We start from the raw sequence: 24,803 nt of genomic DNA on the forward strand, positions 1-24,803 counted from the left end.
GTAACTATGGGTATCTGGGAACGATACATATAGCGGAGAATACGCTACAATAATGGTGTGTTAGTTTTCAGAAGATTTTTTAAAAAAAGAATCTGCTGTCAATGAACTTAGATGTTTCAAGAAAGCTTATGGGGAGTAGGTTTAGCACATGTTCAACGTTCGAAAAGAGGCGCTATTGAAGTTTTTGAAAGTTCTATTTCCAATAGTACTTTTAGCGATAGCTATTTATGAAATTCTACAATCGATAAGTGGGATAGATGTTCATTTACTTAAGAAAGAAGTGAATGAACTGCAGATATGGGAGCTCTTATTTATTCTTTTCATCACCTTCTTTGCCATTACACCGATGATTTTTTATGATGTTATTTTAGTGAAAATAGTAGGAATCAAAATAAATAAACGTATTTTGCTGAATCATTCATTTATTGTGAATACCTTCTCTAATCTTATTGGCTTTGGTGGTTTAGTTGGTGTATTTTTGCGTAATTATTTCTATTCTAAATATAAAGAGGATAAGGAAGACTTGTTAAAAAGCATAGCCTCCGTCACACTCTTTTATTTAACAGGGATTTCACTGTTAGCCTGGATGATGTATATATTCTTTTGGGACTTCCCATTGCTGAAAGAGGTGCGATGGTTAAAGATAGCGGTTATTCTTGTTAGCTTATATGTTCCGATATTTATTGCTATGCACATCATTCGCTATAAAAAATCAGGTTCTATAAGTCCAAAGATCTCGCTTCAATTGATGGTAACTTCAGTAACTGAATGGCTTGCGGTCTTTTTAGTGATCTGGATTTTAACGTTTATTTTGAAGATCCCAATAGAATTATCCGCTTTAATTCCTATATTTTTAATTGCTTCTTGTGCAGGAATTGTCAGCATGATACCTGGTGGAGTTGGCTCATTTGACCTTGTTTTTTTATGGGGGACTCAAAGTGTAGGAATCGCTGATGAGAAAGTACTTTTTCTATTAATTTTGTACCGGATTGGCTACTTTGTGCTTCCGTTTTTAGTGTCTGCTCTTTTATTTGTAAAAGAATATTGGAATCGTTGGAATCAATCGTGGGATGACTTGCCGAATGTTATTTTTCAGAAGCTTAGTCACACGTTATTAACGATATTGGTATTTCTTTCTGGCATTGTATTATTGTTATCAGCTTCGGTGCCGGGGGTGTTAAGTCGACTAAAAATAGCACAGGAATTTTTATCTTCGCCAATCATGCATGTCTCTCATCAACTGACTGTTGCAGCTGGCTTTATTCTCTTAGGGTTATGTAGGGGAATTAAATATAAAGTAAAAAGGGCATATCAGCTTTGCCTTATAGTGCTCAGTAGTTCCGCACTATTTTCGATTTTTAAAGGCTTCGACTATGAAGAAGCGATTTTTTTAGTGATTGTTGCAGTGTTGTTAATTGCCTCCAAAAAACAATTTTACCGTGAAAGTTACGTTTTGACATGGGGGATCGTTTTGGTTGATCTTGCTGCAGTGACAATCATTACAGCGATGTATGTATTGATTGGTTATGTGAACTTACCTACTTCCATAATTCATATTCCGGCCACTTTGCAGGAATACATTATTACAGATTACCGAGACCTATTTTATAGTGCAGTAATGGGTATCCTAATAGCAATTGTTATTTTTTATATAGGTTATTTTATCCGTGCACCTAAGAAAATGGAAAAGCTTTTGTCTAGTGCCCAGGAAGAGAGTATCAAACATCATTTGATGACCTATAAAGGGACAGAGTATTCACATTTGATTTTTTTACATGACAAATTTGTACATTGGAATAAAGAAGGGACAGTTTTATTTTCTTATCAAATATATGCAGATAAGATCGTTGTACTCGGAGATCCTGTGGGAAATGAAGCTGATTTTTTATCTGCTATTCAGGAGTTTTTGGAATTGGCGGACAAGCATGGCTATACACCAGTCTTTTATGAAATTAACAATAAAATTTTCCCTTCCTTACATGAGCATGGGTATAGTTTTTTTAAGCTAGGCGAGGAAGCTTTTGTAGACTTAGATAAGTTTACACTTACTGGTAAGGGGATGAAGGGACGTCGAGCGGTAAAAAATAAATTTGAACGAGAAAATTTTACTGTTGATATAGTAAGCCCTCCTTACTCACAGGAATTAATGAATGAATTGAAAGAAGTATCAACGAAATGGTTGCAGGGAAGGGCAGAAAAAGGCTTTTCTCTTGGCTTTTTTGATGAACACTATTTAAACACTTCAAACATTGCCGTTTTACGTGGCGCAGAGGGAGTTATTGGCTTTGCCAGTATCATGCCCATGTACGATAATGGCGAAAGAGTCTCAGTAGATCTCATGCGTTTTAAGCCGGGAGCACCATCTGGAACGATGGATTTCATTTTCCTATCGCTCTTTGAATGGACAAAGACAGAAGGCTATCGTGTTTTTAATATGGGGATGTCGCCATTGTCAAATGTCGGTCGGTCTAGGTATTCCTTTTTGAGTGAAAAAATTGCAGCACAAATATTTTTACATGGGCAGCATTTCTATCATTTTAAAGGCTTAAAAAACTTTAAATTAAAATATGCAGATTTTTGGGAGCCAAAGTATATAGCGTATCGAAAGAAATCTTCATTGCCATTTACAATGGCACAAGTCACGCTATTGATTGGCAAAAAGAGAAAATAGGTAGCGAAGGTTCACTCTGATTGACTAGAGTAGGAAGTTCAATAATCTTTTTAAAGAGTCTGTGCTGCCAGCATAATTACTTAGACGGAAGTATTCGCTTGGCCAATCAAAAAAAGATGCATTGTAAAATTACTTTACGATGCATCTTTTTTGATGGATTTTTATCGCCGGAAAAATGGACACCAACACCGATAGAACCTCAAAATCGCCGCTAAACAATAACGATGTAGCATTCCGGAAGAAGTGAAAGCGCCCAGTCGGAACGGTAATCAACCACCCTTAATGATGATAATTCAGAAAATTGTAATTTTATACTTGATTTTCCATAAACGCTTTGTAATAATAGAGAAAATTTTAGTTCTGAGATGAACCTTCACGGGGAGCGGGGTTATAAACGATATTTATTTATTATATTCTAATAGGGCGATTCTTCATTAAAAATGCTATTTGAAAAAGAAACACACAGTTAGATGAATGAGTGAGAAAGTAAGAATCTTTACTAGTTTATACTTTATGAGATTCATGTTAAAGATGAAAGATTAATAGTGAAAATTGTATAAGGGGAGGGAGCAGTTTGCGTATTCCGAGTAAATTAACAGTAGGTGATGAGATACGAGTTATCGCACCTAGTCGTAGTGCGGCAATCATCACAGCAGAAGGCGCTGAACAAACGAAGAAAAAGCTTGAAGAGTTAGGCTTTCGTGTATCTTTTGGTCGACATATTTTTGAATGTGATCTCCAACATTCATCATCAATTGAGCATCGAGTTGCAGACATTCATGATGCCTTTCGTGATAACAATGTAAAGGCTGTATTAACAGTTATTGGTGGCTTTAATTGTAATGAGGTATTACCCTATTTGGACTACGACATGATAGCAAATAACCCAAAAATATTTTGTGGCTTCAGTGATATCACAGCTTTAGCAACCGCTATTACAAAAAAGTGTGGATTTGTTACGTACTCGGGTCCGCATTTTTCTAGCTTTCGTATGGAACAGGCACAAGACTATCAACTATCCTATTTTCAAAAATGTTTGATGAATAATACATCATATACGATTAAAGCATCAAGCGTATGGAGTGATGATGCATGGTATTTAGATCAACATAATCGTCATTTTGAAGCAGCTAGCTGGAAGGTGTATTCTGACGGAGAGGCAAGTGGACAATTATTTGGTGGAAATTTATGTACGTTAAATTTACTTCAAGGGACACCGTATATGCCTGATCTAACGAATAGTATTTTATTTTTAGAAGATGATGAAATAGTTAATCCAGAAATATTTGCCCGTGATTTCACCTCATTATTACAAGCCACTACCAATATTAAAGGCATAGCGATAGGGCGTTTTCAAAGAGCTTCTAATATGACAGAGGAGCAGCTACATTTTATTTTAGATAAGCATCCAAATTTAAGAAGAATACCAGTTATCTATGATGTTGATGTTGGACATACACAGCCGATCTTTACGTTTCCTATTGGTGGTGAAATTCAAATGAACACGGAAGACTTGATAATCCATGTCACTAAATTTTAACTTCTTTCAGCGGATGTCCAAACATCCGCTGAAGGCATAATTGATAAAGAAGGGAGTACAATCAAGATGTTAGTAAGAGAGGCAATAGGTAAAGATGCTAAACAGGTAATAGCTGTCATCAAAAATGCGGAAGAGTCTAATTTTATGTTATTCAGGCCAGGTGAACGAAAGTTAGAGACTGAACAGTTTACTAAATTTATCGAGAATATGAACAATAACAGCCATTCAGCTTTATTTATAGCTGAAATTGAAAAGACGGTAGTTGGTTATTTAATAGTTCAAGGTAATCATATGCCATCCAGTGTTTCACATCGAGCCTATATAGTCGTAGGTATCCATAGTGAATATAGAGGACAGAAAATTGGTACTGCGTTGTTTAGTCACCTCGACGATTGGGTAAAAGAAAAGAGCATGCATCGCTTGGAACTAACAGTAATGGCGAATAACAAGGCAGGCATAGCTTTATATAAAAAAATGGGGTTTGAAATTGAGGGGACTAAAAGACATTCCTTATATGTTGATGGGGAATATATGGATGAATATTATATGTCAAAAATATTGTAATACAAAGGGGGGATGTATATGAATTCTAGAAGAAACACTAGAAGTATTAATATCGGTATTTTTTCACCGTCTTCCCCTGCATCCGTCAATGCACTTTCTCGATATAAGCGTGCAAAAGCTTTTCTTGAACAAAAAAATATTAATCTAATTGAAGGTAGTTTGACGGGCAAAGTTGATATCTATCGCTCAGGCACTCCTAAAGAGCGTGCAGAGGAATTGAATGAATTATTACGTGATCCAAATATCCACATCATCATGTCGACAATAGGTGGTACAAATTCAAATAGTATGCTGCCATATATAGATTTTGAGGCGTTTCGAAGCAATCCTAAAATCGTGGTTGGTTACTCTGATGCAACGGCAATTTTACTGGCACTTTACGCAAAAACAGGAATTACAACTTATTACGGTCCAGCATTAGTTCCTTCCTTTGGTGAGTTTGAGCCCTTAGTTAATGATACATATCAATTCTTCGAGAACTACTTCTTTAAATCAGAATCAATACCTTATGAAATTCCAATGCCTACTTATTGGTCAGATGAACCAGTCAATTGGCTAGAAAAAACGGTGGAAAAGAAGTTATTTAAGAATGAATGGGTGACGGTTCAAGAAGGAGTTGCTGAAGGTAGGTTAATCGGTGGCAATGTAAATGCTATGTATGGATTCATTGGTACATCTTATTTTCCGAATATTAAAGACGGAGATATCTTATTAATTGAAGATTGTGCTAAAAATACTGCTATCGTTGAGAAAAATTTTGCGATGCTCAAATTGCATGGTGTATTTGAAAAAATAAGCGGCATTATTTTAGGTAAGCATGAATGCTATGATGATTTAGGGACTGGGCGTAACGCATATGAAGTATTGCTTGAACAGTTAGATGGTATTGATATTCCGATTCTAGCGGAATTTGACATATGTCATACTCATCCAATGCATCCAATTGCTATAGGAAAACGAGTAAGGTTAGATGCAACGGCCAAAAAAGTCTATTGTATTGAGAAATGGTTATAAGTTAAATAAGCCCTGCTGATTTTTTGCAGGGCTTAGTCCGATTATGATTTAACATAGTCATCGTCCGTGATGGCATACAGTTTCACATTTCGATGATAACCCTTAACAAACATACTTTTTCGTAAAGTACCTTCGAAAAGCATACCCGATTTTTCCATTACTTTTTGGGAACCGATATTGTCCTCAAAACATCGTGCTTGTATTCGAACTATTTTTAATTCGTTAAATCCATAGTCTATTAATTTTTTTACTGCTTCGGTCGTAATCCCTTGATTCCAATAATCTTCAGAAAGAACATAGCCAATTTCCGCACATTTTTGCTGGTCATTAAAAGATACAAAGTCGATAGTGCCGATCAATTTCTGCTCATATTCAATGCCCCATAATAGATGATTACCTTGTGTATACCCATTTAAAACTAATTCAACAAACATTTTTGTTTCTTCTAAACTTTTATGAGGATCCCATGTGACATAACGTGCTACATTTTTACTGGACGTATAATGAAACATTGCCTCTAAATCATTTAATGAAATCGGCCTTAATGTTAATCTTGCTGTTTTTAAAACAGGTGGTGCTTGTTTGAAAATTTTGTCGCTCACAAAACTCCCCCTTCAAAGCATTTAAGTGTATTTAATTATAACAAGATTTGTGAATTCTCGTTAAGCTTTTTATTAGAGATTGAGAGGAGTATAGACGATAATGCTTCATCAAAATATAGAAAAAAGGGCCTCCTTTAAAGGAGAGCCCATTTTTACATGTATTTATTAATTTTCTTCCATATCTTTTCGGTTTTTCTTTAACATTTTAGATAGCATTTCATACACGATTGGTACAACTACTAATGTTAATAATGTTGAAGATAGTAAACCACCAATTACGGTAATCGCTAGGTCTTTTGAAATTAGACCACTGCCACCATTACCAAGTGCCATTGGAATCATCGCACCGATTGTTGCGATGGCTGTCATTAGGATTGGACGTAAACGAGTTGCACCTGCCTCTAAAATGGCCTCGCGCATAGCAAGTCCGTCACGTTCCATATGAATAATGCGGTCTACTAATACGATGGCGTTTGTTACAACGATACCTATTAACATTAATAGTCCCATCATAACAGAAACAGAAATGGTTTGATTTGTAACGTACAAGCCGACAAATGCACCAATTACTGCGAATGGTAGTGAGAACAGAATAGCAAATGGTGCTAAACCTTCACCGAATGTTACTACTAGGATGAAGTAAACAATCGCGATCGCAGCTAACATAGCAATTCCAAGCTGTGTGAACGTTTCTTGCATGTCTGCAGCAACGCCTCCAACGCCAGTCGTTACACCTTTAGGTAAATCTAATTTATCGATTTTCTTATCAGCAGCTGTAGTTGCTTTTGAAATATCGTCACCGATAATCGTACCAGAAACTTTTGCGAAATATTCACCTTTTGAGCGAGACAATGTGTTTAATGTAGTGCCTTCTTCTACTTTTACTAACTCACCGATTGTCATTGTTGTGCCTAAAGCTGTTTGGATTTTAGTAGCTAATACATCATCAAGAGATTTGGCCGCAGCTTTTTCTTCATGTTGTACAATAACATCAATATCTTCACCATTATGCTGAACTTTAGTTAAAACTTCTTGTGATGTATTTTCATTTAAAGCCATTACAATTTGAGCAGTAGTTAAACCATATTGTAGAACATTCTTTTGATCTACTTTTAAGGTATTTTCAACAAATGGATCTTCAGTATCAGACTTAATTTCTTCTAAACCATCAACTTCTTTTAATGCGCCTTCCACTTGTTTCACTGCTTTGCGAAGCTTATCTAGATCTTCACTGTATAATGTGTAACTTACTTCATTTGAAGACCCCGACATTGATGAGAAGTTTTGAGATTTCCATTCTCCTGATTGACTGATGTTCGTTACATAGTCTTCTACTTCTTGACGTGCTTCAGGGAAGTCCTTCATATCTGGATCGAAGATGAGGTACATTAAGGCACCACCAGCACCGCCACCCATCATCATTGCTGAAGGATCAACATGTGTAGGGTCATTGATAGAAACTTGTAAAATATTAACGTCTTTACGTTTCATTAATTCTTTTTCTACTTTTGCAACATTTGCTTCTGTATCTTTCATTAGCTCGCCTGTACCAGGAGTATACGTTAAGTACATAACCTTATCTTCTTGAGAGCCCATGAAGCTGAAGCCGATAAGTGGTGTTAAAGCAAGAGAACCAACAAGCAATACAATCGCTATAACTGATGTAATGATTTTATGGTTTAATGCTTTCTCTAATACACCTTTATACCAAAGAGCTAGTTTACCAACTTCTTTATGTTGACTTTCTTTTTTCTCGCCGTATATTTTTTTACGGAATAAGAAGTGAGATAAAGCTGGAACTATTGTAATCGCCACTAGTAATGAAGCACCTAGCGCAAATGACATTGTTAACGCAAACGGCATGAATAATTCACCAACCATACCGCCTACAAACATTAGTGGGGCGAATACGGCCACAGTTACTAATGTAGAAGAAAGGATTGGTTTGAACATTTCAATTGTCGCTTCACGAATAAGAGCACGACCTGTTAGTTTTTCTCCTTTTAAATGGATACGTCGATAAATATTTTCAACAACTACAATGGAGTCATCGATAACACGACCTATCGCCACGGTAATGGCACCGAGAGTCATAATGTTTAATGTGATATCCATCCAGTTTAATAGTAGTAATGCCATGAATACTGAAACTGGGATAGAAATAATCGAAATAATTGTTGATTTGAAATCACGTAAAAATAGTAAAATAATTAATACGGCAATGGCACCACCGAATACTGCTTTTTCAATCATTGTGAAGACTGAATCTTCAATTGGTTTACCTTGGTCAAGTGAGATATCCACTTTTAAGCCGGCTAATGATTTTTCTTCGTCTTTCATTAAATCTTTCACTGCATTTACGACTTTTACCGTATTTGCATCTTGAGCTTTAACGATTTGAATCGCAATCGCATCTTTGCCATTTGTACGTGATACAGATTGTACTTTACCTTCGACTTCAATCGTTGCAATATCGCCTAAGCGAACGAATGGTGAAGGATTTGTAGATGAAGGTGTGACTGGGATCAATAATTCTTTTAACTGATCGATAGATTGTACTTTCCCGTCTACTGATACGGCTTGTTCGCCAACAGTAAATTGATATAAACCAAGTGATAGTGACATATCACTTGCTTGAATCATTTGCTTGACAGAATCCTCTGTTAAGCCGAGAGCAGCCATTTTTGCTTGATCATATTTAAATGATATTTCATTAATGTGCTGACCGTTGATAGTTGCTGAAGCAACGCCATCAATTTTTTCGATTTTAGGAAGTAGAATGTCTTCTACTGTTGACGTTAATTCAACAATATCTTCCTTAGAGCTACTAACTGATAAAGCGACAACAGGCATCATATTCATGCTAATTGCCATAACTGTTGGTTTTTGAGCACCTTCAGGTAATTTGATCGTATCTAAAGCGGACTCTAACTGGCGTTTTTTCTCATCCATATCAATGCCGTAGTCGTATTCAACTTGAACTTGAGCTACGTTTGAAGAGGAATTTGAGTAAACAGCCTTTACATCTTCTAAGCTTTCTATTGACTTTTCAAATGGCATGGAAAGCTCATTCATAACCTGTTCAGGTGTTGCACCAGGATAAACACCCATTACAATTAAATATGGTATGGATATATCAGGTATGGATTCCATTTTCATTCTTGTACCTGAATAAATACCAGAGACAGTGATGATAATTGTTAATAACCACACTGCCAATTTGTTTTTCAATACGAAATTAACTAAACCTTTCACTTTCACACCTACCCTTTATTGACTAACTTGATTCATTTATTTATACTAATGACTATTCGGTCATTTGTCAATGAAATACATTAGGAGAGAATTAAAAGTATGTTAAAAAAGCAACTTATTATGGAGAAAGCATTGGAGCTATTCTCAGAACAAGGCTTTGAAGCTACATCTGTACAGCAAATTACAGAACGATGTGGGATTTCAAAAGGTGCATTTTATTTATCTTTCAAAACAAAAGACGAGCTTATAATTTCCATGGTAGAGCACTACCTACAACAATTTGTCACTGATGTTGACCAAGTAGTCAGAAGTTCGTTTAGTAAAGATATCATTTGGGTTGAATTTTACAAAAGTATTTTTCAAGCATTTAAAAAACATGCTGCATCTGCCCGTGTGTTTTTTAATGAGAAAGTACTTCTTACAAAAAAAGAGTTGTTTCAAAAAGTAATTGCCTATGATGCCGATATGTCTAAGTCGATCATCTATATGCTTGAGCAGCTATATCAGGATGAACTTCACGAGACAAAATATGATGTCATGTATTGTATTAAAGGATTTATGAAAAGTTATTCAGAACTTTTTATTTTTTCGGATATACCACTCGATTTAGATCAATTGGCTAAATCTCTAGCTGAAAAGACAGAAATTATTGCAAGGTATACGACGATTCCATTTATAACCGAAGAGCTCGTTCAATTAACAGCAAAACCTTTCGATGAAGAAGTTTCACAGGAATCTTTGCTAGAATTAATCGAACAACATCTAGATGGCTTTGAAGAGTCTATAGAACGCGAGTCTCTTGAATTATTAAAATTTCAAGTTGAAAATCTAACCTATAGTAAACCAATTTTAAAAGGTTTAATCGAAAACATACGATTACAGCCAGATTATAGATGGGTTGCTTATGTAATAGCTAAATACTTTAATTTGTAGACATAAGGATAGGATTGCTCACTCTAACGGGTGAGCGATCCTATTTTATTGAAATTAAAGAATGGTCGTACGAAAAATTGAAGTGATAGTGGAAATTATGTAAAAGTCTAGGGAGTAGAATTGCTTGCGGTGCTACTAATAGCACTACATGGTTACATTCAAGAAGCTCTACTTCAAAAACGGTATTTACTGAATGTAGTATTCTAATTCAATTTGAATCCTATTGTCGTTGAAAGGATTTTAGAGTCGTTATACTATATACGAATAAATGAGCAAAGAGGTTTCGGAAAAATAAAAAAACTACGCAATTTTGCGCAGTTTTTTGTAATGAGGTTAAACCTCCATAATAATCGGTAAAATCATAGGTCGACGTTTTGTTTTTTCAAATAAATATGGTCCTAATACGTCAGTAATCTCATTTTTTAGCTCAGTCCATTGAGGAGTTTTGCTTTGAATTGACTCGTTCAGGTGACGATTTAGCATTTTTTGTGCTTCATTAATCATCGTACCTGACTCACGCATGTAAACAAAGCCTCGTGAAATAATGTCTGGACCGGAAACCATTTTTTGGTTTTCCATATCTACACTTACAACAACAATCACTAAACCTTCTTCAGAAAGAATGCGTCGATCACGTAAGACGATATTGCCGATATCTCCAATACCATTACCATCAATATAAACGTCTCCTGAAGGAATACGACCTGCTACATGTGCTTCGTTGGCACTTAATGCTAGTACGTCACCATTCTCCATAACGAATGTATTTTCAAGTGGAACATCACAATCTTCTGCTAGATGCGTATGCATTTTCAACATACGGAATTCACCGTGAATGGGCATAAAGAATTTAGGCTTCATTAAGCGCAGCATTAGTTTTTGTTCTTCTTGAGAACCGTGACCAGAAGTATGGATATTATTGAGTGCACCATGAATAACTTCTGCACCTGCACGGAAAAGTAAGTTGATAATCTTGTTTACACTTACTGTATTTCCTGGTACTGGTGAAGAAGAGAAGATAACTGTGTCACCAGGCTGGATTTGGATTTGACGATGTGTGCCATTTGCAATACGAGAAAGGGCAGCCATCGGTTCACCTTGAGATCCTGTACATAATATCATAACTTCATTGGCAGGAAGACGATTAATGCTTTGGGCATCAATAAATGTATCCTTTGGTGCATTAATATAGCCTAGTTCACGACCAATTGTAATGGCATTGTCCATTGAACGTCCGAAGACAGCGATTTTTCTTCCGTATTTTATAGCAGCGTCTGTTGCTTGTTGTAAACGGTGGATGTTGGATGCAAAAGTTGCAAAAATGATACGACTATCAACCTTACGGAAAATTTCGTCGATACTTTTCCCAACCGTACGCTCGGACATAGTGAAGTTCGGCTTTTCAGCATTTGTACTATCTGAAAGTAAGCATAGTACGCCGTCACGTCCGATTTCAGCCATTTTTGTTAAGTTGGCTGGCTCGCCTACAGGTGTAAAGTCAAATTTAAAGTCACCTGTATGCACGATGTTACCAGGTGGTGTTTTTACAACAATCCCGTAAGCATCTGGAATACTATGTGTTGTTCTAAAGAAGCTAACAGATGTTTTTCTGAACTTAATAACATCTTCTTCTTTAATTTCGATAAGCTTTGTTGTACGTAGCAAGCCATGCTCGTCTAACTTATTACGTAATAAGCCAAGTGCAAGTTTACCACCGTAGACAGGGACATTTACTTGACGTAATAAGTAGGGAATACCACCAATATGGTCTTCGTGTCCATGTGTAATGAATAATCCTTTAATCTTGTCGACGTTGCGTACTAAATACGTATAATCCGGAATAACATAGTCAATACCGAGTAAGTCGTCTTCTGGGAATTTAATGCCGGCATCAATTAAAATGATTTCATCTTGAAATTGAACGCCGTAAGTGTTTTTGCCGATTTCGCCCAGTCCGCCGAGCGCGAAAACAGCTGCTTGGTCATTTTTAACAAACTTCATGCTTGTTAAATTTCCTCCAAGACGAAGTTCGGACTTGCTTGTTCGTAGACTAAATAGTTACCTTCAAGCAGTTGAACGAACTCGATGTTGTAGTTTCGGTCTTTTAGCTTTTCACGTACTTCGCGTTCTGAAGCAGCTTCAAGGTATAGACTTTTAGTGTTTTCGCGAACTGGAATTTCATTTGCACTTTCTTGATAATAAACTTTGTAAATCATAGTTTGCTCTCCTTTTATTGCGTACAATTTTATTGCACCTTTGACTAATACCACGCACGTACTACAAGAAAAAACAGCAAATTTCTAGTATACTAAGGGCGAAATTAGGCGTTTGAAGTTCTTGTATCTCAGTGTTTCAATCCAGACGTAATTACAACAAGGTGCAATTGAATAAAGCGATGAGACAGTGGTTGCACATAGCCAAATAAATGCATTTCCTTTATATTATCATGCAGTTACTCTAAAATAAAGAAAAGCCCTTCAAATAATGAAGGGCAAATGTTAGGCAATTGATTTTTTTCCGAGTATGCCGCGAAGTTGTTTCAACAATTTACGTTTGAGTTTCTTCAGCATGGCACATCACTCCTTAGGATCATTATAATGAAAAATATTGCCACTGTAAAGTCATTAACCTTGGAGAATAATACATAATGAAGGGGACTATAAGATGAAGAAAATATTATTTTTTGATGTAGATGGTACACTTTATAATAGTGAGAAAACATTACCTGCTTCTGCGAAAGAAGCACTTTTTGAAGCTCGTCGTAATGGATATGAGCTAGCGATTGCAACTGGACGTGGACCTTTCATGATTCAATCCTTACTAGAAGAGCTAGAAATTGATACGTATATAACCTTTAATGGACAATATGTCGTTTATAAAGGTGAGGTTGTCTATACAAATGGTATTGAAAAAGACGATCTAGCTAAGATTATTGCCTTTGCTGAAGCTAGAAAAGAACTGTTAGTATTTTTAGACGACAAGCGAATGATTGCATCAGGTGAAAACAATGCTTGGGTGGCAGAAAGTTTAAATACATTAAATTACCCGTATCCTGAGATAGACTCAACTTATTATATGCAGAACAGTGTCTATCAAACACTTATATTCATGGAAGAAAAAGATGAACATTTATATCGTGAAGCTTTTCCAAACGTGGAGTTTGTACGTTGGCATCGCTATTCTTGTGATATTTTACCAAAGGGAGGCTCGAAGGCTCTTGGTATTGAAAAGATCCTTGATAAGATAGGGCTGACATTAAATGATGCTGTTGCTTTTGGGGATGGACTCAACGATATTGAAATGTTGCAGGCTGTTGGGACAGGCGTGGCGATGGGGAATGGACATGAGAGCGTAAAGGCAGTTGCTACCCATATTGCAGAGCATGTAGATGAGGATGGTCTTGCGAAAATCATGCGGCAATTAAATATCATATAAGAAATGAAAGAGAAGCGACTAGTTGGAGGAATACAGCTAGTTGCTTTTCTATTTAGTAAATTTTATTCAATTTCTTTGTTTGTTTTTACTATTTTTAGTTGTACACCCGTATCCGTGAAATGATTTTTACACTGATCCCAAAGTTAAAGTGTCAGATGCATTTCATAACGTGGTCGAAAAAAGTAACCCCCGCAGTTTAAATAACTGCAGGGGTTTGCTTTCTGTGCTCCTAATCGCGCTCGTATGGTGTAGAATCTGGAATTTCGGCAAATGGATTTTGTTCATTGATGCGATCGTAAAACATAATGCCGTTAAGATGGTCTAATTCGTGTTGGAAGGCTATGGCAGGCATGCCTTTAAGTCGAATTTTTTTCTCTTCACCGTCAACAGTTTTAAATTTAACTGTAACACGAGCATGACGTGGTACATAGCCTGGAACATTGCGGTCTACAGAAAGGCAGCCCTCGCCCGCTGCAAGGTATGTGTTTTCTACAGAGTGGCTAACGATTTTTGGGTTGATAGCTACAAAACTTAATTGTTCGCCATTGTCATCAATTAAATGAAGGGCAAACATTCGATGGAGGCTATTTACTTGATTGGCAGCTAATCCAATGCCGCTGCGTAAATTATATTTATCTGCAATTTCAGGATCTTGGCTGTTTATTATATATTGAAGCATGTCTTCTGCAAGTTGTCTTACTTCATCAGTTAAAGGGAATTTTACCTCCTCAGCTTTTGTGCGTAAAGTCGGATGACCTTCGCGAATAATATCATCCATTAAAATCATATATGAATCTTCCTTTCAACTTTGTAGTGCCTTACTTATAAGTATACATCACGTATTAAAACAATCACATGAAAAAAGAACTTATTTGAATATACTTAAAAAATTTTTCAATAGCTATTAGATTGTCTGAAACTGGGCATTCTACTATTGGTAATCATGTAAGAAAACTTAATAATTGAGTACCTTTAATGTATTGTTATAATACAGTTATTATTAATTAATGGTACAGTATGGAACAGAGTCGTTTAATCGTTATTTTAGAAAAAATCTTTGTTTGTACGCGTAATATATGATTGACCGACAGTATTTTATTCAGTATACTGAGTGCAAAGAATAAGTTGTACTAGTTGAAACGGTGATTTATTTTAATACAGCTGAAAGGGAGATGTGACAAATGAGCAAGAAAAACAATAATATTTTTGATCCTAAACAAACGCTAACTGAAATCGAAGATAAGTTTGAAATGTTTCAAATTTTGAATGAAGAAGGCGAAATTATAAATGAAGAGGCAGACCCGAAACTATCTAATGAGGAACTAGTTGAGTTAATGACGCGTATGGTTTATACACGTATTTTAGACCAACGTTCTATCTCTCTTAACCGTCAAGGGCGCTTAGGATTCTATGCACCAACGGCTGGGCAAGAAGCTTCACAACTTGCGTCACACTTTGCTTTAGAAAAAGAAGATTGGATTTTACCAGGTTATCGTGATGTACCACAAATCGTATGGCATGGTTTACCTTTAGATAAAGCGTTTTTATTCTCACGTGGTCATTTTATGGGGAATCAAGTTCCTGAGGGCGTAAACGTATTAGCACCTCAAATCATTATCGGTGCACAATATATTCAAGCGGCGGGTGTAGCGCTTGGTATTCAAAAACGCGGTAAAAAAGCTGTAGCTGTAACTTATACAGGTGATGGTGGTTCATCACAAGGGGATTTCTATGAAGGCATTAACTTTGCAGGTGCATTTAAATCACCAGCAATCTTCATTGTACAAAATAACCAATTTGCCATTTCAACACCTCGTGAATTACAAACAGCTGCAAAAACAATTGCTCAAAAAGGTGTAGCAGCAGGCTTACCAAGTATTTTAGTAGATGGAATGGATGCGCTAGCAGTTTACGTAGCAACACGTGATGCACGTGAGCGCGCAGTTAATGGCGAAGGTCCAACTTTAATTGAAACAATGTGCTATCGCTATGGTCCTCACACAATGGCAGGGGATGACCCAACGCGTTACCGTACATCGGATACAGATAATGAATGGGCACAAAAAGACCCTCTTGTACGCTTCCGTAAATACCTAGAGGCGAAAGGTCTGTGGGATGAGCAAAAAGAAGAGGCTGTTATTGAACGTACAAAAGAAGAAATTAAAGAAGCGATCAAAAAAGCCGATGCTGCTCCAAAACAAAAAGTAACACAGTTAATGGAAAACATGTATAAAGGCGAAATGCCATCTAATTTAAAAGAACAGTATGAAATCTACAAAGAGAAGGAGTCGAAATAACCTATGGCACAAATGACAATGATTCAAGCAATTACAGATGCACTTCGCACAGAATTAAAGAACGATGAAAACGTTCTTGTATTCGGGGAAGATGTAGGTGTCAACGGTGGGGTATTCCGCGCAACTGAAGGCCTACAAAAAGAATTTGGTGTTGACCGTGTATTTGATACACCGTTAGCAGAATCAGGTATTGGTGGCTTAGCGGTCGGTCTTTCTCTACAAGGTTTCCGTCCGGTTCCTGAAATCCAGTTCTTCGGCTTCGTTTATGAAGTGATGGACTCAATCAGTGGTCAATTAGCACGTATGAGCTATCGTAGCGGTGGTGTCTATAATGCACCAGTAACAATACGTTCTCCGTTTGGTGGGGGCGTGCATACACCTGAAATGCACTCTGATAGCTTAGAAAGCTTAATGACTGCGCAGCCAGGGTTAACGGTTGTTGTACCATCTACACCATACGATGCTAAAGGTTTACTTATTTCATCGATTCGAAATGATAACCCAGTCATTTTCTTAGAGCATTTAAAATTATATCGTTCATTCCGTGAAGAGGTACCTGAGGAAGCATACGAAATTCCACTAGGTAAAGCGGATGTAAAACGTGAAGGTAAGGATCTAACAATCATTGCCTATGGTTTAATGGTTCACGAAAGCTTAAAGGCTGCAGAGGAGCTTGAAAAAGAAGGTCACTCTGTAGAAGTTATTGATTTACGTACAATCCAACCAATTGATATTGAAACAATTATTACGTCAGTTGAAAAAACAGGTCGTGCAATCGTTGTACAAGAGGCTCAAAAACAAGCAGGTATCGCTGCAAATGTTGTGGCTGAAATTACAGAACGCGCGATTTTAAGCTTAGAAGCACCTGTACTTCGTGTGGCTGCACCAGATACTGTGTACCCATTCCCACAAGCTGAAGGTGTTTGGTTACCAAACTATAAAGATGTAATGGAAACAGCGAAAAAAGTTTTAACATTCTAATGTAGCTTCTAAACTTGAAGGAACTGTAAATAGAAAGGATGGGTACACATGGCATTTGAATTTAGATTACCAGATATAGGCGAGGGTATTCACGAAGGCGAAATCGTGAAATGGTTCGTTAAAGCTGGAGATACAGTAAAAGAAGATGATATTCTTTGTGAAGTACAAAATGACAAAGCAGTAGTAGAAATCCCTTCTCCGGTTGAAGGGAAAGTAGAAGAAGTTTTAGTAGGAGAAGGCACAGTAGCTGTTGTTGGTGATGTCTTAATCCGCTTTGATGCACCTGGCTATGAAGATTTAAAGCTAAAAGGTGATGACCATGCTGAAGCGAAGACAGAGGCTCAAGTTCAAGCGACAGCTGAGTACGGTAAGGAAGTAGTAAAGGCACCCGTTGAAGCTGAGCAGGCTCCAGAGAAAACTCCTGAAAAGACTGAAGCTGTTGTAGTAGCAGAAGATAATAAGCGTATCATTGCAATGCCTTCCGTACGTAAATTTGCGCGAGACAATGATGTGAATATTCGTGAAGTTAAAGGTACAGGCAAAAATGGTCGTATTTTAAAACAAGATATTGAGAATTTCCTAAAAGGTGGAGGCGCTGTGGAAGCTGAAGTAGCACCAGTGGCTAATGAAGAAGCTATTCAGCAAGAAACAACTACACAAGCAGCACCAGTAGTCCTTGAAGGTGAATTCCCAGAAACACGTGAGAAAATGTCGGGCATTCGAAAAGCAATTGCAAAAGCGATGGTTCACTCGAAACAAACCGCTCCACATGTTACACTAATGGATGAAGTCGATGTAACAGCTCTAGTAGCACATCGCAAAAAATTCAAAGATATCGCTGCTGAAAAAGGTGTTAAATTAACGTACTTACCATACGTAGTTAAAGCGCTTGTTTCAACTTTACGCGAATTCCCGGAATTTAACCGCTCATTAGATGATGCAACACAAGAGATTATTCAGAAGCATTATTATAATATTGGTATTGCAGCAGATACAGAAAAAGGCTTACTAGTACCAGTTATTAAGCACGCGGATCGTAAATCTGTTTTTGCAGTATCAAATGAAATTAATGAATTAGCGACTAAAGCACGTGAAGGCAAGCTTGCACCACATGAAATGAAGGGCGCTTCGATGTCGATTACGAATATCGGCTCTGCAGGAGGACAATGGTTTACTCCGGTAATTAATCATCCTGAAGTAGCGATTTTAGGTATCGGTCGAATTGCAGAAAAACCTGTAATAAAAAATGGTGAAATTGTAGCCGCACCTGTGTTAGCATTATCATTGAGCTTTGATCATCGTATGATTGATGGAGCCACTGCGCAAAATGCTTTAAATCACTTAAAGCGTTTGTTAAGTGAACCAGAATTATTATTAATGGAGGCGTAACAAAAATGGTAGTAGGAGATTTTCCAATCGAAACAGATACTCTTGTCATTGGTTCAGGTCCTGGAGGATATGTAGCAGCAATTCGTGCAGCTCAAACTGGCCAAAAAGTAACAATCGTTGAAAAAAATGTACTTGGTGGTGTGTGCTTAAACGTAGGTTGTATCCCATCAAAAGCATTAATTTCAGTAGGTCACCGTTTTGAGCATGCTAAACATTCAGATGACATGGGTATCATCGCTTCTGATGTGAAATTAGACTTCTCAAAAGCACAAGCATTTAAAGACAGCGTTGTTAAAAAATTAACTGGCGGTGTTGAAGGCTTACTTAAAGGTAATAAAGTTGAAATTGTACAAGGTGAAGCTTATTTCGTTGACGCTAATTCAGTGCGTATCATCAATGGTGAATCTGCTCAAACTTACACATTTAACAATGTAATTATCGCAACGGGTTCTCGCCCAGTTGAAATTCCAACATTCAAATTCTCTGATCGCGTACTAAATTCTACTGGCGCACTTTCTTTACAAGAAGTACCAGGTAAATTAGTCGTTATCGGTGGAGGCTATATTGGTACAGAGTTAGGCTCAGCTTATGCTAATCTTGGCTCACAAGTAACAATTATCGAAGGCGGAAAAGATATCTTAGCTGGTTTCGAAAAACAAATGACACAAATCGTGAAAAAAGGCCTTAAAAAGAAAGGCGTTGAAATGGAAGTAAACGCATCTGCAAAAGGCGTTGAAGAAACAGAAAACGGCGTAGTAGTAACATATGAAGTTGGCGGAGAAGAGAAAAAAGTTGAAGCTGACTATGTATTAGTAACTGTAGGTCGTCGTCCAAATACAGATGAAATGGGCCTTGCTGAAATCGGTATTGAATTCGGTGAACGTGGTCTTATCAATGTTGACAAACAATGTCGTACAAATATTCCAAACATCTATGCAATTGGTGATATTGTAGCAGGTCCTCAGCTTGCTCATAAAGCATCTTACGAAGGTAAAGTTGCTGCTGAAGCAATCGCTGGTGAAAAATCAATCGTTGATTATTTAGCTATTCCTGCTGTATGCTTCACAGATCCAGAAATGGCAACAGTTGGTTATAACGAAGATGAAGCGAAAGCTGAAGGCATTGAATACACTGCAGCGAAATTCCCATTCGCAGCAAATGGTCGTGCACTTGCATTAAACCAAACAGAAGGTTTCGTGAAGCTTGTTGCTCGTAAAGAAGATGGCTTATTAATCGGTGCTCAAATCGTAGGTGCTGGTGCATCAGATATGATCGCTGAAATGGGCTTAGCAATTGAAGGCGGCATGACTGCTGAAGATATCGCGTTAACAATCCATGCTCACCCAACATTAGGTGAAATTACAATGGAAGCTGCTGAAGTATTACTTGGCAACCCAATCCATATTGTAGCTAAAAAATAATAGTTTCATGAAAACGGCTATAAAGCATTTGCTTTGTAGCCGTTTTTTGTATTGAATAATTATTGTTTGATGGTTCAGAAAAGGAACCTATTGTCCTTCCTAGTCGTTATCCAAACTTATTAGTAAATGGTGCGGCAGGAATTGCGGTTGGTATGGCGACAAATATTCCGCCACATCAACTTGAAATTAAATTTGAACGTGGAAGAACTGTTCAAGAGTTAATGGTTATCGGTGATTCAGATCGTAACGGAACAACTACACGTTTTAAAGCAGCCCCTGAAATATTTAAAGAAACGACTGTTTATGAATATGACATTTTAGCACATCGTATTCGTGAATTAGCTTATTTGAATCGTGGTATCAAGATTACAATTGCTGATGAACGCGAAGGTGAAGAACGTTCTACTACGTATCATTATGAAGGTGGTATTCGTTCGTATGTAGAGCATTTGAATCAATCTAAAGAGCCTATCCATGAACCAATTGATGTTCTTGGGGAAAAGGTTTTTTGCGCGAAAGCGAAGCGACAGCAACAGCACCGATGTTGGTCACGAAGGCGTTATCACAGGACGTGATGCTTTTAGCCTTCGTTCCTCTACCGCTAATCCCCAAGGAGTCGCCCAGCCTCCACTCCAATCAACGTATCCACATGACATACCAACTTTTTAGTTTTATCGACTAACTTTCACGTTTTATCGCCCAACTTTTAAATTTTATCGACTAACTTTCACGTTTTATCACCCAACTTCTGAATTTTATCGACATCCACCGTCCAAAGAACAAAAAAGGATTCATACACAAAACTGTGTGCGAAACCTTTTACTTTATTATGTCGCCCAGTCGGAACGTAAATCAACTAAATCACATAGCATTCTCTGACATGTCGCTTTAATTTTAGTGATAGAACGCAACTTTAAAGACAGGCGAGACCCTGCACAGAAACAAATGTTTTCTGTGCGAAAGCAGAGCGACAGCAATAACGATTCGACGCTCGCCCGCAGAAAAGAAAGGTTGTAGAATGGAACGGAAATCCCCCTCCTTTAAAGAGCCACAACATTCACTGTAATTTCCTTGGCAATTTTGTTTTTCAACACTATAAAGCATTTGCTTTGTAGCCGTTTTTTTGTATATTACTTGTAATTTTGATAAAGTAATTATATCGAATGAATATTCGAAAAATATAGTTCGGTGGGGAATCTATTAAATGCCCAATAGATCTCTGAAATTGAGTACTAGATGTCTGAAAATGATAATGATGTTGATGAAACAAGGGAAGTTGAACAAAAAACTGGGGTGATAAAAATGGAACTAGGCTTAAAGGGGAAAGTAGCAGTTATTACAGGTTCAAGTAAGGGGATTGGTTATTATACAGCGATGCAGCTTGTGAAAGAGGGGGCGAAGGTTGTACTTTGTGCTCGTGGTGAAAAACAGCTTCAAGTGGCCGCTGGCTGTATTAAAAACGAAACAGGCGAGGATGTTTTAATTGTACCGACTGATATTACAAAGGAAAAGGACTGTAAGTACTTAATTGAACGAGCGGTAGAGCGCTTTGGTCGCCTTGATATTCTTATTAATAATGCTGGCACAGCTTCAGCAAATCCGTTTGAATCGGTTAGTAGTGAGCTATGGCAGGCTGATTTAGATTTAAAAGTGTTTGGGGCTGTCAATTGTTCAAAATATGCTGTACCTCATTTGCGTAAGGTTGGTGGCGGTGCAATAGTTAATGTGACCGCGGTAATGGCCAAAACACCACCAGCAAGCTCACTCCCTACTACTGTAAGTCGTGCGGCAGGTCTGGCATTAACGAAAGCTATGAGCAAAGACTTAGGTAAAGATAATATTCGTGTGAACTCTGTTTGTATTGGGCTTATTCGTAGTGATCAAATAGAGAAGAATTGGAAAGAGGCAGAACCAGAGCTGTCGTGGGACCAGTATTCTCGCAAGGTAGGTCAAGCAATTCCACTTGGTCGCGTAGGGGATACTCAAGAAGCGGCAAATGTCATTATTTTTTTAGTATCAGATGCTGCTAGTTATGTAACAGGGACTTCTGTAAACATTGATGGCGGTTCCGGGCATGCATTATAGAAAAGCCTAAACTAGCAATATTTTTTGAGAAAAGGAATATTTAAGGCCCATCACCAAAAGTTGTGGATGACATTTGTTAAAACGCTTACTTTGTAAATAAGTTGATTGGAGTGGAGGCTGGGCGACTCCTTGGGGATTAGCAATGGAGGAACGAAGGCTAAAACCATCACATCCTGTGATAACGCCTTCGTGACCAACATCATGCTGTCGCTTCGTTGCACTACGCTTTCGCACAGAATGAAACCCTTTTGCTGCCGCTACGTTAGCACTACGCTTTCGCGCAAAAAACATCATGTTGGCCCAAGCGGCTCATCGGACGCCCCCAGGAAGCTTTGCTCTGTGCGAAAGCGAAGCGGCAGCAACAAATGTTTTATCTGTGCGAAAGCGAAGCGGCAGCAACAAAGCGCCCAGCCGGAGCGGAAATCAACCACACGTTATGGTGATGACCTAAATTTTCTGATGTCTAACGAATGAATGTATAACAGTTTTAGACAACCTCTTTATCTTATATATAGAAAAAGGATGGCTCAAAGTATTTTGAAGTTATCCTTTTTTCTATTGTTTTTCTAAAATTACAATAGACAGAAAATTCCTGCAGTTGTAGAATAAACGTAATGGGGGGTGAAATGTGGCGAAATGTTGAACGAGAATTATGCTGCGATGTTAAAGAAAGTTGTTCGTATTATTGTTCAGATTGGGATACTCAATATTTTTTATTACATGGGTGTCGGTATTGTTGCTTTACTACATGTACCTCTTCCGGGAAGTGTAATTGGATTACTATTATTAGCACTTTCACTCCATTTTAAAATAATTAAAGTAGAATACATTCAAGATGGAGCAGGCTTTTTAATTGGCGTATTAACCTTATTTTTCATTCCTGCAACCGTAGGAGTGATTGACTACCCTGAACTTATTTCAACAACTGGTCTATTGATTATGCTAGCCGTTATAGTCAGCACGCTAATCTCTATTTATGTTACGGGATTACTTAGTCAAATTGTTGAGAAAAAAGAGCTGACTAAAAAAGAAACAGAAGCCATTGTAGAAGAAGGAGAGGGGGAATTAACGGTTGACTGAAATTATTGTTGTCGTTGGCACCGTTGTGTTATTCGTATTATTTACAAAACTTTATCAACGTTTCCCTCATCCTTTAATGATTCCGTTAGTGACGACAACTATCGTCAGTGCAGTTCTATTATTAGTCTGTAATATTCCATATTCTACTTATATGGAGGGAGGGAAATGGCTTCAAAAAATGCTAGGTCCAGCGGTTGTAGCACTTGCTTATCCTCTATATAATCAGCGTGAGATTATTATGAAATATAAATATGCTATTTTATCAGGCATTTTTATCGCCATGATTACGGGCTTAGTGACAATATTTGTTATGTTGAAATGGATTGGTGTCAATAAAAGCTGGTTGCTGACGGCCTTGCCTAAATCGTTAACAACACCTGTAGGTATGCAAGTGAGTGAGACAATTGGCGGCATACCACCATTAACAGCTGTACTTGTAATGCTCGCGGGGTTTGTAGGCGCTATTATAGGACCGTTAGTCATTAAATATGGAAAAATTGACTCCGCCGTTAGTAGAGGTGTTGCGGTAGGTAGCGCTTCACACGGTGTTGGACTTGTTAAATTAAGAGAATACGGAGAACAAGAATTATCAGTAGGCTCGTTATCTATGGCCTTAACTGCCATTATTGGCGCATTTCTATGTCCACTATTTGTTTATTTATTTTTGTGAAAAAGAGGCTGGGACAAAAGTATTTTAGCTAAAGTAAAACCCGAACAAATTTGCAAGGCACTCATACGGTGTTTTGCCATTGTTCGGGTTTTCTAAATATAATGCTTAATTTATTTGAAAGTAATTCGGCTTTCGCAAAGAGCTATTTAGTTATGTCCCCGCCTCTTTTTTAACTTTTTTCGATAATAATCTGAATGGTATGAGCGAGGCCTGTGTGGAGTTTACCTTCATTTCGCACTTGTTCTCCTGTTAAAAAATGGATGATTTTATAAGGTTGGCACCATTTTAGAACATCCAATGGATCATATAAAAAATCAAGCTGTCTTGGGCCACCTGAGTCGTATGGTAGTTGATAAATTGAATAAAGTTCCATCATAATACGACCGCCAGGTTTTACAGAATCGACAATCCGCTTAAACACCCCTTGTTGCTGCTCAATAGGAAAATGTCCAAACACCATAATAGCAGCATCAAACGTTTCTACTGGAAGTTCATCTTGAAGTAGGTCAGTAAGCTTTGTATGAACTGTAACATTATGTTTTTCTGCGAGCTGATTTGTTTTTCCAAGACCGCTTTCAGCATAGTCAAAGGCAGTTACTGTATGGCCCTGTAAAGCTAAAAATACTGCATTTCGACCTTCACCTTCTGCGTATGCAGCCACATTTGGATAATCTTTCAAATAGTGTACATAGTCTTCTATAAATGCATTTGGTTTCTCACCATAAACATATTCGATTGTGTTGAATCGTTGATCCCACGTGTTCATTCTCATCACTCCTTACTAAATATTGTAAGTGATGTAAGCGTTAGAATCGAATTTTTTGCTTAGTTCATGAAAGCAACTATGCGTTGCGAATTAGCAAATA

General features: G+C 37.5%; 21 protein-coding genes and 1 pseudogene. 15 read left to right on the plus strand and 7 right to left on the minus strand.

Annotation, left to right across the window (positions count from 1 at the left end):
- The first annotated feature begins 148 nt into the window (after window positions 1-148).
- From mprF to ACFCYJ_RS07590, 4 genes are all read left to right on the plus strand, one after another.
- Window positions 149-2,671 (plus strand): bifunctional lysylphosphatidylglycerol flippase/synthetase MprF, encoded by a 2,523-nt coding sequence (gene mprF / locus ACFCYJ_RS07575; protein ID WP_376072833.1) that lies wholly within the window; start codon window positions 149-151, stop codon window positions 2,669-2,671.
- A 574-nt stretch (window positions 2,672-3,245) separates the two neighbouring features.
- Window positions 3,246-4,211: a S66 family peptidase gene (locus ACFCYJ_RS07580; RefSeq protein ID WP_376072836.1), complete on the plus strand. Its 966-nt coding sequence runs from the start codon at window positions 3,246-3,248 to the stop codon at window positions 4,209-4,211.
- A 66-nt stretch (window positions 4,212-4,277) separates the two neighbouring features.
- Complete coding sequence (locus ACFCYJ_RS07585; protein WP_376072839.1) at window positions 4,278-4,775, plus strand: GNAT family N-acetyltransferase; 498 nt, start codon at window positions 4,278-4,280, stop codon at window positions 4,773-4,775.
- A gap of 18 nt (window positions 4,776-4,793) precedes the next feature.
- The gene (locus ACFCYJ_RS07590) at window positions 4,794-5,789 is read left to right on the plus strand and encodes a S66 family peptidase (protein ID WP_376072842.1); all 996 of its coding nucleotides are present in this window, start codon (window positions 4,794-4,796) and stop codon (window positions 5,787-5,789) included.
- Between the two features lie 41 nt (window positions 5,790-5,830).
- On the opposite strand, the gene ACFCYJ_RS07595 is transcribed toward ACFCYJ_RS07590, so the two are convergent.
- Together ACFCYJ_RS07595 and ACFCYJ_RS07600 are read right to left on the minus strand one after the other, a co-directional pair.
- On the minus strand, window positions 5,831-6,391 hold the full coding sequence (locus ACFCYJ_RS07595) for a GNAT family N-acetyltransferase (RefSeq protein ID WP_376072845.1): 561 nt from the start codon (window positions 6,389-6,391) through the stop codon (window positions 5,831-5,833).
- Between the two features lie 165 nt (window positions 6,392-6,556).
- Entirely contained in the window at window positions 6,557-9,646 is a 3,090-nt protein-coding gene (locus ACFCYJ_RS07600) for an efflux RND transporter permease subunit (RefSeq protein ID WP_376072848.1), read from the minus strand.
- A 99-nt stretch (window positions 9,647-9,745) separates the two neighbouring features.
- Here ACFCYJ_RS07600 and ACFCYJ_RS07605 point away from each other — a divergent pair, with 99 nt between their 5' ends.
- A complete protein-coding gene (locus ACFCYJ_RS07605) occupies window positions 9,746-10,579 on the plus strand; it encodes a TetR/AcrR family transcriptional regulator (RefSeq protein WP_376072851.1) in 834 nt (277 codons plus the stop codon).
- A gap of 333 nt (window positions 10,580-10,912) precedes the next feature.
- Here ACFCYJ_RS07605 and rnjA read toward each other — a convergent pair whose 3' ends face one another.
- Complete coding sequence (rnjA, locus tag ACFCYJ_RS07610; RefSeq protein WP_376072854.1) at window positions 10,913-12,580, minus strand: ribonuclease J1; 1,668 nt, start codon at window positions 12,578-12,580, stop codon at window positions 10,913-10,915.
- 5 nt (window positions 12,581-12,585) lie between these two features.
- On the minus strand, window positions 12,586-12,795 hold the full coding sequence (locus tag ACFCYJ_RS07615) for a DNA-dependent RNA polymerase subunit epsilon (RefSeq protein ID WP_376072857.1): 210 nt from the start codon (window positions 12,793-12,795) through the stop codon (window positions 12,586-12,588).
- Window positions 12,796-13,243: 448 nt separating this feature from the next.
- On the opposite strand from ACFCYJ_RS07615, the gene ACFCYJ_RS07620 reads away from it, so the two are divergent.
- Window positions 13,244-14,014, plus strand: coding sequence for a Cof-type HAD-IIB family hydrolase (locus ACFCYJ_RS07620; protein WP_376072860.1), 771 nt, complete (start codon window positions 13,244-13,246; stop codon window positions 14,012-14,014).
- Between the two features lie 229 nt (window positions 14,015-14,243).
- Here ACFCYJ_RS07620 and def read toward each other — a convergent pair whose 3' ends face one another.
- Window positions 14,244-14,801 carry a peptide deformylase gene (gene def, locus ACFCYJ_RS07625; protein ID WP_376072863.1) on the minus strand — a complete coding sequence of 186 codons (558 nt, stop codon included), beginning with the start codon at window positions 14,799-14,801 and terminating at the stop codon, window positions 14,244-14,246.
- 394 nt (window positions 14,802-15,195) lie between these two features.
- Between def and pdhA the strand changes: the two genes are divergently transcribed.
- From pdhA to ACFCYJ_RS07655, 6 genes and pseudogenes are all read left to right on the plus strand, one after another.
- Window positions 15,196-16,311, plus strand: coding sequence for a pyruvate dehydrogenase (acetyl-transferring) E1 component subunit alpha (gene pdhA, locus ACFCYJ_RS07630; RefSeq protein ID WP_376072866.1), 1,116 nt, complete (start codon window positions 15,196-15,198; stop codon window positions 16,309-16,311).
- Between the two features lie 3 nt (window positions 16,312-16,314).
- Window positions 16,315-17,292: an alpha-ketoacid dehydrogenase subunit beta gene (locus ACFCYJ_RS07635; RefSeq protein ID WP_376072869.1), complete on the plus strand. Its 978-nt coding sequence runs from the start codon at window positions 16,315-16,317 to the stop codon at window positions 17,290-17,292.
- A 48-nt stretch (window positions 17,293-17,340) separates the two neighbouring features.
- On the plus strand, window positions 17,341-18,681 hold the full coding sequence (locus ACFCYJ_RS07640) for a dihydrolipoamide acetyltransferase family protein (RefSeq protein ID WP_376072872.1): 1,341 nt from the start codon (window positions 17,341-17,343) through the stop codon (window positions 18,679-18,681).
- A gap of 5 nt (window positions 18,682-18,686) precedes the next feature.
- Window positions 18,687-20,102 carry a dihydrolipoyl dehydrogenase gene (gene lpdA, locus ACFCYJ_RS07645; protein WP_370045968.1) on the plus strand — a complete coding sequence of 472 codons (1,416 nt, stop codon included), beginning with the start codon at window positions 18,687-18,689 and terminating at the stop codon, window positions 20,100-20,102.
- A 65-nt stretch (window positions 20,103-20,167) separates the two neighbouring features.
- Window positions 20,168-20,581, plus strand: a pseudogene (locus tag ACFCYJ_RS07650) (DNA gyrase subunit A); the annotation flags it as partial.
- Window positions 20,582-21,404: 823 nt separating this feature from the next.
- Entirely contained in the window at window positions 21,405-22,187 is a 783-nt protein-coding gene (locus tag ACFCYJ_RS07655) for an SDR family NAD(P)-dependent oxidoreductase (RefSeq protein WP_376073196.1), read from the plus strand.
- A 6-nt stretch (window positions 22,188-22,193) separates the two neighbouring features.
- On the opposite strand, the gene ACFCYJ_RS07660 is transcribed toward ACFCYJ_RS07655, so the two are convergent.
- Window positions 22,194-22,481 carry a hypothetical protein gene (locus tag ACFCYJ_RS07660; protein WP_376072875.1) on the minus strand — a complete coding sequence of 96 codons (288 nt, stop codon included), beginning with the start codon at window positions 22,479-22,481 and terminating at the stop codon, window positions 22,194-22,196.
- On the opposite strand from ACFCYJ_RS07660, the gene ACFCYJ_RS07665 reads away from it, so the two are divergent.
- The 3 genes from ACFCYJ_RS07665 (at window position 22,480) to ACFCYJ_RS07675 (ending at window position 23,937) form a co-directional block, all read left to right on the plus strand.
- Window positions 22,480-22,638, plus strand: a complete 159-nt coding sequence (locus tag ACFCYJ_RS07665; RefSeq protein ID WP_376072878.1) for a hypothetical protein — start codon at window positions 22,480-22,482, stop codon at window positions 22,636-22,638. The two genes, ACFCYJ_RS07660 and ACFCYJ_RS07665, sit on opposite strands and share 2 nt — an antisense overlap.
- Before the next feature lie 185 nt (window positions 22,639-22,823).
- On the plus strand, window positions 22,824-23,267 hold the full coding sequence (locus tag ACFCYJ_RS07670) for a CidA/LrgA family protein (protein ID WP_376072881.1): 444 nt from the start codon (window positions 22,824-22,826) through the stop codon (window positions 23,265-23,267).
- The gene (locus ACFCYJ_RS07675) at window positions 23,260-23,937 is read left to right on the plus strand and encodes an LrgB family protein (RefSeq protein WP_376072884.1); all 678 of its coding nucleotides are present in this window, start codon (window positions 23,260-23,262) and stop codon (window positions 23,935-23,937) included. Before ACFCYJ_RS07670 ends, ACFCYJ_RS07675 begins: the two co-directional genes overlap by 8 nt.
- Before the next feature lie 169 nt (window positions 23,938-24,106).
- On the opposite strand, the gene ACFCYJ_RS07680 is transcribed toward ACFCYJ_RS07675, so the two are convergent.
- Entirely contained in the window at window positions 24,107-24,709 is a 603-nt protein-coding gene (locus ACFCYJ_RS07680) for a class I SAM-dependent methyltransferase (protein ID WP_376072887.1), read from the minus strand.
- Between the last annotated feature and the right edge of the window lie 94 nt (window positions 24,710-24,803).

The organism is Lysinibacillus sp. NPDC056232 (assembly GCF_042267565.1).
Lineage (GTDB): Bacteria > Bacillota > Bacilli > Bacillales_A > Planococcaceae > Lysinibacillus.

What these genes read in the sequence shown, in the direction of transcription:
- ACFCYJ_RS07665 (WP_376072878.1), top strand. Translation starts at nt 22,480, where the DNA reads ATGTTGGCCCAAGCGGCTCATCGGACGCCCCCAGGAAGCTTTGCTCTG.
- ACFCYJ_RS07585 (WP_376072839.1), top strand. Translation starts at nt 4,278, where the DNA reads ATGTTAGTAAGAGAGGCAATAGGTAAAGATGCTAAACAGGTAATAGCT.
- ACFCYJ_RS07670 (WP_376072881.1), top strand. Translation starts at nt 22,824, where the DNA reads ATGTTGAACGAGAATTATGCTGCGATGTTAAAGAAAGTTGTTCGTATT.
- ACFCYJ_RS07640 (WP_376072872.1), top strand. Translation starts at nt 17,341, where the DNA reads ATGGCATTTGAATTTAGATTACCAGATATAGGCGAGGGTATTCACGAA.
- ACFCYJ_RS07655 (WP_376073196.1), top strand. Translation starts at nt 21,405, where the DNA reads ATGGAACTAGGCTTAAAGGGGAAAGTAGCAGTTATTACAGGTTCAAGT.
- pdhA (WP_376072866.1), top strand. Translation starts at nt 15,196, where the DNA reads ATGAGCAAGAAAAACAATAATATTTTTGATCCTAAACAAACGCTAACT.
- ACFCYJ_RS07680 (WP_376072887.1), bottom strand. Translation starts at nt 24,709, where the DNA reads ATGAGAATGAACACGTGGGATCAACGATTCAACACAATCGAATATGTT.
- rnjA (WP_376072854.1), bottom strand. Translation starts at nt 12,580, where the DNA reads ATGAAGTTTGTTAAAAATGACCAAGCAGCTGTTTTCGCGCTCGGCGGA.
- def (WP_376072863.1), bottom strand. Translation starts at nt 14,801, where the DNA reads ATGATTTTAATGGATGATATTATTCGCGAAGGTCATCCGACTTTACGC.
- ACFCYJ_RS07660 (WP_376072875.1), bottom strand. Translation starts at nt 22,481, where the DNA reads ATGATGTTTTTTGCGCGAAAGCGTAGTGCTAACGTAGCGGCAGCAAAA.
- ACFCYJ_RS07635 (WP_376072869.1), top strand. Translation starts at nt 16,315, where the DNA reads ATGGCACAAATGACAATGATTCAAGCAATTACAGATGCACTTCGCACA.
- ACFCYJ_RS07620 (WP_376072860.1), top strand. Translation starts at nt 13,244, where the DNA reads ATGAAGAAAATATTATTTTTTGATGTAGATGGTACACTTTATAATAGT.
- lpdA (WP_370045968.1), top strand. Translation starts at nt 18,687, where the DNA reads ATGGTAGTAGGAGATTTTCCAATCGAAACAGATACTCTTGTCATTGGT.
- ACFCYJ_RS07605 (WP_376072851.1), top strand. Translation starts at nt 9,746, where the DNA reads ATGTTAAAAAAGCAACTTATTATGGAGAAAGCATTGGAGCTATTCTCA.
- ACFCYJ_RS07590 (WP_376072842.1), top strand. Translation starts at nt 4,794, where the DNA reads ATGAATTCTAGAAGAAACACTAGAAGTATTAATATCGGTATTTTTTCA.
- ACFCYJ_RS07615 (WP_376072857.1), bottom strand. Translation starts at nt 12,795, where the DNA reads ATGATTTACAAAGTTTATTATCAAGAAAGTGCAAATGAAATTCCAGTT.
- mprF (WP_376072833.1), top strand. Translation starts at nt 149, where the DNA reads ATGTTCAACGTTCGAAAAGAGGCGCTATTGAAGTTTTTGAAAGTTCTA.